The organism is Paenibacillus camelliae, assembly GCF_023715345.1.
GTDB classification, from domain to species: domain Bacteria; phylum Bacillota; class Bacilli; order Paenibacillales; family Paenibacillaceae; genus Pristimantibacillus; species Pristimantibacillus camelliae.
The window spans coordinates 44,580-57,507 of sequence record NZ_JAMBNY010000018.1; the positions used below are offsets into that span (position 1 = coordinate 44,580).

Sequence of the window (12,928 nt, forward strand, 5' to 3'; positions counted from 1 at the left end):
TTCGGCAGGCTTCGAAGCTTGAACTCGAGGACTTAATGATCACATATTATACATTATGGGAATCTTGGGAACTGCTTAAAGTCCGGTGTACGCTTTTCCTTAAACGCGTCACGGCCTTCCTTCGCCTCTTCTGTTGTGTAGTAAAGCAGCGTTGCGTCACCAGCTAGCTGCTGAATTCCCGCAAGACCATCCGTATCTGCGTTAAATGCTGCCTTCAAGAAGCGAAGCGCCGTAGGGCTTTTCGTTAGCATTTCCTGACACCATTTCACCGTTTCAGCTTCCAGCTGATCTAGCGGCACTACTGTATTTACAAGACCCATGTCCAGTGCTTCCTGAGCATTGTACTGACGACATAGGTACCAGATTTCTCTTGCCTTCTTATGACCAACAATGCGTGCAAGATAGCCTGCACCGTAGCCACCGTCAAAGCTACCTACGGTTGGACCTGTTTGTCCAAAACGAGCGTTATCTGCTGCAATCGTCAAGTCACATACAATATGTAATACATGACCTCCACCAATCGCGTAGCCAGCAACCATAGCTACAACTGGTTTAGGAATTGTGCGAATCAAGCGCTGAAGATCAAGCACATTCAATCGAGGAATTTGGTCCTCACCAACATAGCCACCATGACCACGAACCTTCTGATCGCCGCCTGAGCAGAATGCGAGATCGCCTGCACCTGTCAGAATGATAACACCAATACTGGCGTCATCGCGCGCCCATGCAAAAGCATCGATTAGCTCCGAAACTGTCTTTGGACGAAATGCGTTGCGCACCTCTGGACGATTGATCGTAATTTTGGCCATGCCTTCATATGTTTCATAAATAATATCCTCATACTCGCCTTGCTTAACCCAAGGTACTACTGCCATGCCTACACCATCCCTTTCTTATCTAGAAACCTCTTTATTATTGTATCAAATAAATGCGGCTGTTCCACATGTACATTATGACCTGCACCTGGCACAATTTCCAGCTGTGCTTGTGGCAGCCTGCCTTGCATCTGCTTTGCAATATGACAATACTTTGTATCAAGTTCACCTGCAATGAGCAGCACAGGTATCATCAGCTCATCAAGCTGCTGCCACCACGAGGGCTGCACGCCTGTCCCTATCCCTCGCAGGCTTTGGGCAAGACCGAATGGACGATTGCGCAGTCTTAACTCATGTAGCTGCTTCTGCCTCGCTTCTGGCAGCTGCAGCATGGAGCTAAACAATGGAAGCTTACCCCAATAGTCTGCAAACCATTCAATGCCTTGCTGCTCTATTCGCTTGGCTAACGCCTGATCGCTCTTGGTACGTGCCAGCCGCTCCTCTTCACTTGCAAGTCCAGGCGAGCTGCTCTCCATAATTAGTGAGCGCACCAGTTCCCTTTTTTGCATCGCAAAGGAAAGCGCAATTCTTCCGCCCATCGAATAGCCCAGCACATGAACCTGCTTATGCCCGAGCATCTGCAGCAGCTCAGCCAAATCCTCGACTACTTCAAAGGTAGAGTATCGCTCTACCTGTAGCGGTGCATCAGAGCTGCCGTGTCCAAGCATATCTACCATAATTAACTGATATGTTCGAGATAAGCTTGCTGCGAGCGGCTCCCACTGCGCAATTGAGCCAGTAAAGCCATGAATAAGCAGCAGTGGCTCACCGCTTCCGATGCACCGTACGTTATAGCTTACACCACGAATGCTATAGATGGTTCCATTCGTTGTTCCTTGATCTGTTCCTTGAACGTCTGACTTCATGCCATCACCTAGCCCTTCAGCTGCTGAAGTCGCTGCTCCAGCACTGGCCATATGCCGCGATGGTGGGTAACATTCATAGCACGCGTTGTTGGAATCTCAATAATATGAAGTCCGCCGGCTTGCTGTGCTTCGATAAATGCAGCTCTGAACTGCTCCCAGCTGCCTGCACGTGTAAATGCACCATCATATAGCTTTGCCGCATGCTCGTAGTCCAGCCCAATCGGAGTGCCAAATAGTAGCTCAAAATGCTTATCCATTCCAGCCTGCGGAAGGAAGGAGAATATACCTCCGCCATCATTGTTAATAACGACGATTGTAATGTTCAGCTGATGCAGCTTTGCCCCTAGCAATCCGTTCAGATCATGATAGAATGACAAGTCACCGAGCAGCAGCACCGTTCCTTCCTCAAGCGCGCTAATTCCCATCGCCGTCGAGACGAGTCCGTCAATTCCGTTCGCCCCACGATTAGCCATAACTCGAATGCTTCGAGCATCATTACGCCAGAAGCTATCGACATCTCTAATCGGCATCGAGTTGCCGACGAATAGCGTGCTTCCATCCTGCATCAGCTGCTGAAGCTCTGCAACAGCTGTCCCTTCGAACAGCTCTGAATTATATTCCTTCTCTGCTGCTTCACTAAGCACCTGCGCTGTTGTCAGCTGAACCTGCTGCCAGCGCTTCAGCCAGCTGGAATCAGCAGCTCTACGATTAGTGTCATGCTGCGTCAGCCAATCATTAAGCTGCTCACACAACGTTATCGGCTCAGCTAGTACACGATCGGATATAAGCAGCGTTGGGTCGCGCCAGCCCGCTTCGTCAATGACGATATGACGAGCCTCCGTATGCTTATTCATATATTGTAGGAGCGGTTTCGATACAGGCATCGCTCCAAAGCGCAGCAATACGTCTGGTACCAGCTCCTCCTTCACCGCCTCCACGCGCAAGAAGGAATCGTAGCTGTCTATGACAAGCTGCTTGCTGTGAGCGCCATTTCTAAGCTGCGACAAAGGGTCAGCTACTATTGGATAGCCCAGTCGTTCTGCTAGCTCCACAATGAGCGGTGCTAGTGCAGGATCATCGTGCGGTCCGCATATGATAAGGCCACGCTCTGCTTCGATCAACGCATCAGCTAGCTTATTGAGCTCATGAGCATCAAGCCCAGCTTTCGCAGCATAGATTGATGTGTAGCTTGTCCCGCTTGTCCGCTCACTATTATACAGCTGAGGATGCTCAATATCAGGCAATAATGGCTCTCGTAGCGGAAAATTAAGATGCACAACGCCGCGTGGTGCACTCTGAGATGTCATCACAGCACGTGAAGCCATTACACGCGCATGTCGCAGCATCGCTGGCGACTTCTCTGGGAGAGGCATCTCCATAAACCATTTGACATGACTACCGTACATCCCCAGCTGATCGATCGTTTGTGGTGCTCCTACATCCCTTAGCTCATGCGGACGATCAGCGGTTAGTACGATAAGTGGAACACGTGATAGGTTAGCCTCAGCTATCGCAGGATAATAATTTGCTGCAGCCGTACCGGACGTGCATAGCAGAGCAACAGCCTGTCTGCTGCTCTTAGCAAGTCCTAGCGCAAAAAACGCAGCAGAGCGTTCGTCGATCTGAATCCATACCTTCAGCTCAGGGTGCTCTGCTGCTAATATCGCAATTGGAGTTGAGCGTGATCCAGGGCTTACGACAATATGCTTCAGTCCCGAACGTACCAGCTCATCTACAAACGCGCCTAAATATAAGGTTGTACCCTCGTTGGTCATCTCGCTCCTCCTCATTGCATGTTCTATTCATTCATCATAATCATACGATCCATACTTCTATTATGATGCGATTATTGCTTGCTGCTTGTATGAAGCGCATCCAATGCTTTAAGCATCGGTGTGAATTTAAGTGATGTTTCCTTATACTCGCTCAGCGGCTCAGAATCTCCTACGATCCCGCAGCCTGCAAATAAATAAGCAAGCTCCTCGCGCAGCAATGCTGAACGAATGGCTGCTGCAAACTCTCCATCGGAATCAGTATTCATCCACCCAATCGGAGCGGCATACCAGCCACGATCCATCTGCTCGAGTGTTCGAATAGCTTCAAGCGCTCGCTCTCTCGGCATACCGCCAAGTGCTGGAGTCGGATGAAGCGCTTCTACTGCCTGCAGCAGCGACACGCCTTCCTTTACTTTGCCCTTGATCGGTGTTGCAAGATGCTGGATATCCTTCAGCTTACGAATAATAGGCGCATCCGGTGCATCGACATGGACACAAAGCTGCTGCATTGCTGCTACAATCATATCTACAGCTAAGCGGTGCTCATGTAGATTCTTAAGATCGTGACGCAAAAAGCTCGCGAGCTCCTCGTCCTCTTGTGACGTTTGCCCACGTGCCACCGATCCAGCTAACGAAAGTGTAAGCAGCTGCTGTCCCTCACGTCTAATAAGACGCTCAGGTGTTGCCCCTACAAAGCAGCTATTCGGTTTATCAATTGCAAATACGTACGTATTCAGCTGCTCCTTAAGCAAGCTTCGTAATACAGCCTCCGTGCGAAATGCTTCATCAGACTGGAGCATGACAGTTCGTGCAAGTACGACCTTCTCTAAATTCCCCTCACGTATAGAAGCAGCAGCCTGCTCAACCGCAGTCATCCAATCAGAGGGTGCAATTTCCTCATGAATCATGGAATCATGAGGTGCATCGAGTACCTCACTGTCAACCAGCGGAGGCAACTCGCTAAGCAGCCTATCCAGCTCAGCATCCTCTGCTCGTTCTTCGTTAGGTGCAATGAGCTGATTGCTTGTCATATAATAACGTCCATCATGTGCGGTAATCATAAATTTAGGCACAGCAAAGCTAGTATGAGCAAAATCACTCCACTTCTCTGACTGTTCGATCTGCGGATCAAAGGAAAACCCGCCAAACAATATAGGACCTGTATATGGAGATGGCTTATCGACAATCGCATCGTCTACTATAGCCTTCCACTTGCTATCTACATATTTAAAACGATTCTGTTTATCATCAGCCTCGATCGTTAATACTGCACCTAATCCTACATAGGTTAGTGCACGACCCGGCTCTGACCAATAAAATCGATTACCACGATACATATGCTCTTGATAAGAAAAAAAGGCTGGCAAATCCGTCTGATTGATTTCAATAACGGAGCTAACCAACACTTGCTTGCCTAGGCGTTCGGCCTTGGCCTTTCCTTCTTTCACTAATGCATTCATGCTCGTGCTTAACATACTATAAGTCACGTTCTTCACCCTTGTCATAACCTTGCCGTTTTATCTGTTTCAAGAATACACCCCTGCCTGAATAACGTCAACTTTCTGCCAAGTTTCATGCGTTGACACAATAGGTTCATTCCCCTAAACTTATAGTGCAAGTTCATAAAGTTCGGTTTTCAGCACATTTTAGGACAACATAATTTATATAGTAAGGATGCGTGAATATGCAAACCCAACTACAAGCTGCTAATAGCAATGTTTGGTGGCGGCTAATGCGGCCACATACACTTACAGCTTCGTTTGTACCCGTCTTCACAGGTACCGCCATGGCATTGTACGATGGCAGCGTACAACTTATACTTTTTATGCTTATGCTTATTGCGTCACTGCTAATACAAGCTGCAACCAATATGTTTAATGAGTACTATGATTACGTCAGAGGCTTGGACAATGAAAACTCTGTAGGAATTGGTGGCACCATCGTCCGAGATGGCGTCGCTCCTAAATTTGTTCGTAATCTCGCCTTTTTATTTTACTTTATATCGTTGCTGATTGGGATATATATTTGTTACTCCAGCTCTTGGTGGATCGCGGTCATTGGACTACTATCTATGGCGGTTGGATACTTTTATACCGCTGGTCCCTTTCCAATAGCGTATACACCGTTTGGCGAGCTGTTTTCCGGCTTATTTATGGGCCCAGTCATCATTATGATTACGTATTTCATTCAAACTGGCGATCTAAACTGGAGTCATCTCTTTGTGTCGATCAGCGTTGGCTTTTTAATCGGTGCACTTAATTTATCCAACAATATTCGTGATATGGATGGAGATAAGGAGCACGGTCGACGTACCATCGCAGTTTTGCTTGGAAGACCTGCTTCAATTCAGCTGCTTGGTGCCATTTTTGCGATCGCCTTTGCCTGGATCATCGTCTTAGTTTTTATGAAGCATGTCACGCCATGGGCAATGCTTGTATTGATTAGTGTACCACAAGCGATAAGCGCTTATAAGCAATTCATCGGAAAAACAGTAGCCTTTGAAATGATGCCTGCCATGAAGGCAACCGGTAAGCTCAACACAATGTTCGGCGTACTGCTGACGTTTAGCTTCATTATTGGATACCTTGTCGAACAATTTCTATGAAAAGGTAGTTGTTACTTATGAACATGATGGACACTACAGGAACGATTATAGAAGCACTACAGATCGAGACAGTATTACTAACACCTGAAAAGGTGATATGCACCATGCCCGTTAATGAGCGTACACGGCAGCCCTTTGGGTTTCTACACGGCGGAGCATCGCTCGTCCTAGCCGAGACAGTAGCTAGCATTGGCGCATGGGCTTCGATCGACCAAGAGAATGAAGTTGCCATGGGCATGGAAATTAACGCCAATCATGTCCGTAGCGTTCGCGAGGGCATCGTAACTGCCGTTGGTGTCCCGCTTCATAAAGGCCGAAAAAGCGCCGTATGGGATATAAAAATTACCGATGAGCAGGATCGACTTCTATGTGTTTCTCGCTGCACGGTAGCTATATCACCAAAGCGTCCGTAGTCGTAAGCAGATGAATATAGGAATATATATGAAAAGCACCAGCGCAAGGAGATATGGGGATCAACATCTGAACCTACTCTTTGCACTGGTGCTTTTTTATGATTATTGATTCAGTGTTGTGCCTTGCTGTGCTTTCACTGGCTCATTAGATGAACCTGAGAACAGCATCTTAAGCAATGGCGGTGTCACTAAGGTTGTCACAATGACAACTAGCACCACTGATGTAAAGTATTGCTGCGGCAATAAGCCTGACGCAAGACCGGAAGACGCAATAATTAAAGCAACCTCACCACGAGAGATCATACCTGCGCCAATGACGAGCGATGATTTCATGGAAAAGCCGGTTATCCGTGCTCCGAAGCCGCACCCAATCAGCTTTGTTATAATCGCAACAATGCTAAGCAATACCATAAACCAAACCTGCTCGCCTAGCCCGTCAAATGTAATGTTTAATCCGATGCTGACAAAAAACACAGGAACGAACAATGTATACGTAATTGGTTCAACTCGGTGCTCTACTTCCTTGCGGAATTTCGTCTGACTAATTGCGATCCCAGCTGCAAAGGAACCAATGATGCCGGCTACTCCTAACCATTCTGCGAAGTAAGCAAACCCAAGACAAAGCACAATCGCACCACTCATAATCGCCTCTGTTACTTTAAGCTTAGCTGCCAGCTTCATAATAAGCGGAACCAACCATATACTTGCTACAGCAATGACGGCAAAGAAGATAACTTTCTTCCCTATCAACAACGGAATAGATACACTTTCTCCTCCCGTACCTAAGAAGCTCATCATGATTGCAAGTAAAATAACTACGACGATATCATCAACAACTGCCGCACCTAGTATGGTAGTACCCTCACGTGAGCTAAGCTTATCCATCTCCTTCAAAGCTTGTACAGAGATACTAACGCTTGTCGCACATAGCAGCAAGCCCATAAATAATGCTTCCGTCTGTGAAAGCCCTAAAGCGATAGCAACACCGTACCCACCAATTAGCGGTAAAACTATGCCACCGAGTGCAACAGCAACCGCTGATTTCCAGTTAGCCTTTAATTGCTCAAGATCCGTTTCCAGCCCTGCGATAAACATCAGCAGCAGCACTCCGATTTCGGCGAAGTGACCAATGAACTCGTTAGGCTCGACCCAGCCAAGAACGGCAGGTCCAACCAATATTCCTGCTATCAGCTTTCCAAGCACAGAAGGCTGACCAATCATAACAGCTAGATGTCCTGCAACCTTCGTAAATATAACAATAATGACTAGTGCTAATATATATTCCATATGAGTTCTCCTATCCATTCATCTCTATTGTAGCAGGTAGTTTACATCACGAAAAAAGAGTCCGCAAACTACGGACTCTCCAAAAAATAAATAGGAGGAGCCTGTAGTGACAGGCTCCTCCTATTCTTGCATATATAACTACTATTCAGTAGTGTATGGTAGCAAAGCGATTTGACGAGAACGTTTAACCGCAATTGTCAATAGACGTTGATACTTAGCGCTTGTACCAGTTACACGACGAGGTAGAATTTTACCACGCTCGCTGATGAACTTTTTAAGCAAATCAGTATCTTTATAGTCAATGTGCGTAATTTTGTTTACTGTGAAGTAACAAACTTTACGACGTTTGTTGCGTCCGCCTTTACGAGAGAATTTACGCTCGCTGCGCTCTTCTCCGCCTTCTTTTTTGAAGCTCATTTGAACCCATCCTTTCATTAAAAATTCAATTTCGTGTTCATATTAGAACGGCAAGTCATCTTCTGAAATATCAATTGGGCGTCCATCATCCTTAAAAGGATCGACGTTGCTACTGCGTGATGGTTGAGCTGGTCGATTAGAGCTGCCACCTGCATTATAACCATCACCACTACCATAGCTACCCTCTTCACGTTGTTGATTGCCATCACGATTAGATTCCAAGAAGCGAACATTGTCTGCAATTACTTCCGTAACATACACACGCTTGCCCTCATTATTCTCGTAATTTCTTACCTGAATACGGCCTTCAACTGCGGTTAAACGACCTTTGCGCAAGTAATTTGCACATGTTTCTGCCAGTTGGCGCCAAGTGACAACCGGAATAAAATCCGCTTCACGTTCGCCGTTACTACCAGAAAACGGACGATCAACAGCAATCGTAAATTGAGTTACAGCAACACCAGCGGGGGTATAACGAAGCTCAGGATCTCTAGTTAATCTACCGATCAATATTACGCGGTTCAACATCTATATGACCTCCCAATCAAACCTTCACACTTCTTAAGCTACATCTCTTACGATCAACACACGGATAACTTCATCCGCAATCTTCATCACGCGGTCAAGCTCGCTAACAATTTCAGCTGTTGCCGAGAACTGTGTAAGAACAAAATAACCTTCACGAAGTTTGTTGATTTCATACGCAAGACGACGTTTGCCAAGGATATCAGATTTAATAACCTCACCGCCGTTAGAGATGACACTGTTGAATTTTTCAACTAGAGCTTGAACAGCTTCCTGTTCAACATCCGGACGGATGATGTACATCACTTCATATTTGCGCATTACATTTCACCTCCTTTTGGACTAACGGCCCCACGAAGTGGAGCAAGGAGCGAACAATTAAGCTCGCATCTGTATATTATACTAAATCAATTGGGCGATGGCAAGATAAAACGGTGCTGTTGCATCAACTTTCAATTATTTCCCTACATAACTTAACACTAATCACGCATGTAATGATCTTAGGCATCATATATAAGCAAGTAAATATGAGAATAGTGCACGACCAAGTGAATTTTAGTCAGCATTACTTCTATATTCTATATAAGTCATTTATTAGTCATTCGAGATGACAGTTGAGTTTACTATTCGCGTTATTATGAAATTCAATCGTAAAGCTTTGTACTGTTCACTCTCTGGACCGCTAAAACGGATAGCTAACCAAATAACTCATTTTTTTTATTTATGATGTATAAAACGAAATACAATGTGGCACTATATTATTGACGGTGAAGAGAGGTGTGGTTCCGTTGTACTTCACTAGCTTAAGTTCAACAGATTCAAAAAAGCTTATTCTTGCAGTTAATTGCGACAAAGAAGTGTGCTCTTTACCTTAAAAAAGTATTGAGCTGAATGAATACGAGTTATTCCTTAGCCTACGCTGAGTTGTTTTCGTAAGTCAGTTCTTTGTCTAGAATGAATTTGCTAACTAATCAACCACCGTCAAAAAGCCTCATCCCTTTGTCATATGACGACGGGATGGGGCTTTTCTACTTTCTTACTGCTTCTTATTTATCCCTTCGCTTTTTAAAGGTTGCTGCTTTTAATCATTTCCCTGGAAATATGTGTTATGACATTTTAAGCGCTTACCACGGTATTCATGGCAACCTGCTCAAAACACAAAATGAATTGAAAAAGTTATCCCTCAAAAAATAAGAGCTGCCATCAATAGCTGTGGATAGTCAAATTTTAATGTTATTAACAATCTTAACAACTCCACAATGACGGTTTCCACAGTAATAATGTTAATGTTTAATCACACAGCTGTGAGCTGTGCTCTATGTTAGGACTGCTCTATTTGAAATTTTTAATTGCAAATTTGTTATTGCGACTTACTTTAAAATGTAGGTCTGTGCATGTCATATCGCTTCATAGTTACGATTCAAATTGAAGCTCTGCCATCCTTTTCCTTACCTTTCTCCCGTAACTTGTAACAATATCGCTGTATAATGATCGCTTCCTTAAGAAATTGATAAATTGCAGCTTATGTTTTATAAAGTGACATAAAACACTCAGAATTTTGTCTATTTTTCAGTGATAACGTCATTAATAGCCGGGAAGCCGCGAAACTCGAAATAACGACAGAGGGAGGGTGTCAACTATGCTGTCATCCTTATCCTGTTTTGTGCTGTATTCCATGATTGGTAAGCATTCATACGCATAGGTGTGACCTATTGGATCAATGATGGCAAAACCTTTAATGAACATATAACGATTCTAGTACGATCTAATGATGAGCTCGCGGAGTTTATCGGGGCAACAATATAGCGTGGATTTATTGAACATTGTTGGACAGAAGAACAGCATATAGCTTAGTAATAGTGCATGTACAACATGCTACTACTACTATTCAAGCCATATATTTAAACAACAAAAAGAGGCTCCTTATTAAGAGCCTCTAAATGTTATTGACGAATGAATGGCGGAGAAGGTGGGATTCGAACCCACGCACGCCTTGCGACGCCTAACTGATTTCGAGTCAGTCCCCTTATAACCACTTGGGTACTTCTCCTTTTGCACGAAATTAATATATCATAAATGACTATCAGTATTCAACTTTATTTCTTAACCAGTGCTTCTCCAATTCTATTCTTCTGATACCTCTGATTTTCCCACTACTTTACGCATGTTTTTTTCGAATTTTGCGCGCGGCAGTAAGATACTGTGTCCACAACCAACACACTTCATTCGAATATCCATCCCCATGCGGATAACTATCATTTCGTTTGATCCACATGGGTGTAGCTTCTTCATCTGAACAATATCCCCAAGCTCGAATTGCTTACGCTCCATATCGAAATCACCTCGCATTTTTATTCATGTGGATCTTTATCTTCCTATAGCAGAAAGTATCCACAGTTATAGACACTTCATTTAATCAATGGAATAGCTTATCCGTCGTAGACACCTGTTCATAGCTTATCTCTCAACAAGAATAATGTTGAGCTTCGTGTTCCTCGAGTCCCACTTATAAAAGAATCCTCTTCCTCTTTACCTAGAACCTACTGCCTTTTGTTGCTGTCTCTTCTAGGCGCTTCTGACCTGCCTCATGAAACGATGCTATATACAAAGAAATCATCCATCTTATGTACTACTATACTAAATAAATCGAAAGCACGGCTATTCTCCTGAGCTCAACCGCATATACATTATTATCTCGCTTACATTATAGTCTTTGCTCATATCCTTCAGCAGTATGTTCAAATATTCCGCGAATATCCACATGCTCACTCGTTAGTATGTCCTTCACTTGCTCAAGTTCAGCTGCTGGAAAATGTATAGACAATGCGCAGCCCGCTGTAATTTCCTTCGGTGTAGGACATATATCAATATCAATCTCTGCATATTCTAATAACATCTCTGCTCGCAGCGCCTGCTGCGTCGAATCAAATGCAATAAGCATGTTCATGAAAGCTGCTCCTTTCTCACCTAGAAGTATAAATTAAACAATTCAGTAACATACTGATACTAATATTTTGTTTCAAGAAAGGAAACTTACAAGAAACAATGGAAACGAACTCACCTATTAAATTACCCTATAACTCTCCAATGATTCGAAGTTTGCTGCAGCAAGAGCTTTCGAACCTGTTGGGATTGGCTCTCCCTCACCAACCAATCGTCGTTATATGCATTGGCACAGATCGTTCAACTGGAGATTCATTGGGGCCGTTAGTAGGATCTTCCCTAGCTAAATACCGTTCGAGCTTTATGCATGTTTTCGGAACAATTGCTGAGCCTGTGCATGCGCTTAACTTAGCTGACACCTTAGCATCGATTCATAAACAATTCACCCATCCATTTATTATTGGAATTGATGCATGCTTAGGTCAAGCTTCAAGTGTTGGCTGTATTCAAGCAGGGCAAGGTCCCGTTCGTCCTGGAGCAGGAGTGAACAAGGATTTACCTCCTGTAGGAGATATCCATATTACCGGTATCGTAAATGTCGGTGGATTCATGGAGTATTTTGTTTTGCAAAACACACGTCTTCATCTGGTTATGTCAATGTCTGAAATTATATCACAATGTCTTTACTACGCTACATCAAAGCATATACGTTCGATGAATATGAACAGCGAGCAGTCTACTGGCATTCATTAGCCTTTCACGTACGCTACTCGCTGTAGTTGTACTATTTTGCTTCATCGATCACTTTACGTTCCTCTGGTGTTAATGAATAACTGGATTCACCTTTTTGTAATGGTTTTCCGTATAAATACATACCCTCTCTACTGTGTATGCTTGTAAGGACGACTCCATCCTTCTCGTCATTTGTTATAGCAAGTGAAAAGCTCAAGTCGCTGCCTGTATTGGAAAAAGCATTATATCGGTGAATTGCCATTTTGCTTTTTTGTAATGGCACTCGCTTCTCTAATGCTTCGATTCTACTAAACGCCGCAGCTAAGTCCTTTTGCTCCTGCCTTTGTTCTTCCTTTAATGACACGAGAACACCTTCTAAGTTCTCTACCCCTGTTCCATCCATCATTGACCGGTAGGAACGGGTTATTTTTTTCAACTTTCTACTCATTCCGAGCATTATAATAGCCTGTACGACAATGACAATTGCAAGTGCCATGATTATGATTTCAATGTACTCAGTAACCAAAATGTTTCTCTCCTTCAGGCCATG

Annotated in this window: 14 protein-coding genes and 1 tRNA gene; 3 read left to right on the plus strand and 12 right to left on the minus strand. The window is 44.3% G+C overall.

Annotated elements, in window-relative coordinates; all coding sequences use genetic code 11:
* Positions 1-53: 53 nt before the first annotated feature.
* The 4 genes from menB to M3180_RS19905 all read right to left on the minus strand — a co-directional run bounded on the left by menB (position 54) and on the right by M3180_RS19905 (position 5,003).
* Positions 54-875, minus strand: a complete 822-nt coding sequence (menB, locus tag M3180_RS19890; protein ID WP_251670763.1) for a 1,4-dihydroxy-2-naphthoyl-CoA synthase — start codon at positions 873-875, stop codon at positions 54-56.
* 2 nt (positions 876-877) lie between these two features.
* A complete protein-coding gene (gene menH / locus M3180_RS19895; RefSeq protein ID WP_251670764.1) occupies positions 878-1,741 on the minus strand; it encodes a 2-succinyl-6-hydroxy-2,4-cyclohexadiene-1-carboxylate synthase in 864 nt (287 codons plus the stop codon).
* A gap of 8 nt (positions 1,742-1,749) precedes the next feature.
* Positions 1,750-3,516, minus strand: coding sequence for a 2-succinyl-5-enolpyruvyl-6-hydroxy-3-cyclohexene-1-carboxylic-acid synthase (gene menD / locus M3180_RS19900; protein WP_251670766.1), 1,767 nt, complete (start codon positions 3,514-3,516; stop codon positions 1,750-1,752).
* Between the two features lie 71 nt (positions 3,517-3,587).
* Positions 3,588-5,003 (minus strand): isochorismate synthase, encoded by a 1,416-nt coding sequence (locus M3180_RS19905; protein ID WP_251670768.1) that lies wholly within the window; start codon positions 5,001-5,003, stop codon positions 3,588-3,590.
* Between the two features lie 197 nt (positions 5,004-5,200).
* On the opposite strand from M3180_RS19905, the gene M3180_RS19910 reads away from it, so the two are divergent.
* Together M3180_RS19910 and M3180_RS19915 are read left to right on the plus strand one after the other, a co-directional pair.
* On the plus strand, positions 5,201-6,121 hold the full coding sequence (locus M3180_RS19910) for a 1,4-dihydroxy-2-naphthoate polyprenyltransferase (RefSeq protein ID WP_251670770.1): 921 nt from the start codon (positions 5,201-5,203) through the stop codon (positions 6,119-6,121).
* A gap of 26 nt (positions 6,122-6,147) precedes the next feature.
* Positions 6,148-6,534, plus strand: a complete 387-nt coding sequence (locus M3180_RS19915; protein ID WP_432806965.1) for a hotdog fold thioesterase — start codon at positions 6,148-6,150, stop codon at positions 6,532-6,534.
* 102 nt (positions 6,535-6,636) lie between these two features.
* Here the strand turns inward: M3180_RS19915 and M3180_RS19920 are convergent, their stop codons facing one another.
* From M3180_RS19920 to M3180_RS19950, 7 genes are all read right to left on the minus strand, one after another.
* Positions 6,637-7,821: a cation:proton antiporter gene (locus M3180_RS19920; protein WP_251670773.1), complete on the minus strand. Its 1,185-nt coding sequence runs from the start codon at positions 7,819-7,821 to the stop codon at positions 6,637-6,639.
* A 141-nt stretch (positions 7,822-7,962) separates the two neighbouring features.
* On the minus strand, positions 7,963-8,238 hold the full coding sequence (gene rpsR, locus M3180_RS19925; protein WP_251670775.1) for a 30S ribosomal protein S18: 276 nt from the start codon (positions 8,236-8,238) through the stop codon (positions 7,963-7,965).
* A 42-nt stretch (positions 8,239-8,280) separates the two neighbouring features.
* Positions 8,281-8,766, minus strand: coding sequence for a single-stranded DNA-binding protein (ssb, locus tag M3180_RS19930; RefSeq protein ID WP_251670777.1), 486 nt, complete (start codon positions 8,764-8,766; stop codon positions 8,281-8,283).
* Between the two features lie 33 nt (positions 8,767-8,799).
* Positions 8,800-9,084: a 30S ribosomal protein S6 gene (rpsF, locus tag M3180_RS19935; RefSeq protein ID WP_251670778.1), complete on the minus strand. Its 285-nt coding sequence runs from the start codon at positions 9,082-9,084 to the stop codon at positions 8,800-8,802.
* A 1,637-nt stretch (positions 9,085-10,721) separates the two neighbouring features.
* Positions 10,722-10,813, minus strand: a tRNA-Ser gene (locus M3180_RS19940).
* Positions 10,814-10,887: 74 nt separating this feature from the next.
* A complete protein-coding gene (locus M3180_RS19945; RefSeq protein WP_251670780.1) occupies positions 10,888-11,094 on the minus strand; it encodes a DUF951 domain-containing protein in 207 nt (68 codons plus the stop codon).
* Between the two features lie 373 nt (positions 11,095-11,467).
* On the minus strand, positions 11,468-11,704 hold the full coding sequence (locus tag M3180_RS19950; protein WP_251670820.1) for a putative Se/S carrier protein: 237 nt from the start codon (positions 11,702-11,704) through the stop codon (positions 11,468-11,470).
* A 104-nt stretch (positions 11,705-11,808) separates the two neighbouring features.
* Between M3180_RS19950 and yyaC the strand changes: the two genes are divergently transcribed.
* Positions 11,809-12,399: a spore protease YyaC gene (gene yyaC / locus M3180_RS19955; RefSeq protein WP_432806963.1), complete on the plus strand. Its 591-nt coding sequence runs from the start codon at positions 11,809-11,811 to the stop codon at positions 12,397-12,399.
* A gap of 31 nt (positions 12,400-12,430) precedes the next feature.
* On the opposite strand, the gene M3180_RS19960 is transcribed toward yyaC, so the two are convergent.
* On the minus strand, positions 12,431-12,904 hold the full coding sequence (locus M3180_RS19960) for a DUF4446 family protein (RefSeq protein WP_251670782.1): 474 nt from the start codon (positions 12,902-12,904) through the stop codon (positions 12,431-12,433).
* Between the last annotated feature and the right edge of the window lie 24 nt (positions 12,905-12,928).

Bases quoted from the DNA above. Each gene is read 5' to 3' on its own strand.
- ssb (WP_251670777.1), bottom strand. From the start codon at position 8,766: ATGTTGAACCGCGTAATATTGATCGGTAGATTAACTAGAGATCCTGAG.
- menB (WP_251670763.1), bottom strand. From the start codon at position 875: ATGGCAGTAGTACCTTGGGTTAAGCAAGGCGAGTATGAGGATATTATT.
- M3180_RS19945 (WP_251670780.1), bottom strand. From the start codon at position 11,094: ATGGAGCGTAAGCAATTCGAGCTTGGGGATATTGTTCAGATGAAGAAG.
- yyaC (WP_432806963.1), top strand. From the start codon at position 11,809: ATGGAAACGAACTCACCTATTAAATTACCCTATAACTCTCCAATGATT.
- menH (WP_251670764.1), bottom strand. From the start codon at position 1,741: ATGAAGTCAGACGTTCAAGGAACAGATCAAGGAACAACGAATGGAACC.
- rpsR (WP_251670775.1), bottom strand. From the start codon at position 8,238: ATGAGCTTCAAAAAAGAAGGCGGAGAAGAGCGCAGCGAGCGTAAATTC.
- rpsF (WP_251670778.1), bottom strand. From the start codon at position 9,084: ATGCGCAAATATGAAGTGATGTACATCATCCGTCCGGATGTTGAACAG.
- M3180_RS19915 (WP_432806965.1), top strand. From the start codon at position 6,148: ATGGACACTACAGGAACGATTATAGAAGCACTACAGATCGAGACAGTA.
- M3180_RS19950 (WP_251670820.1), bottom strand. From the start codon at position 11,704: ATGCTTATTGCATTTGATTCGACGCAGCAGGCGCTGCGAGCAGAGATG.
- menD (WP_251670766.1), bottom strand. From the start codon at position 3,516: ATGACCAACGAGGGTACAACCTTATATTTAGGCGCGTTTGTAGATGAG.
- M3180_RS19910 (WP_251670770.1), top strand. From the start codon at position 5,201: ATGCAAACCCAACTACAAGCTGCTAATAGCAATGTTTGGTGGCGGCTA.
- M3180_RS19920 (WP_251670773.1), bottom strand. From the start codon at position 7,821: ATGGAATATATATTAGCACTAGTCATTATTGTTATATTTACGAAGGTT.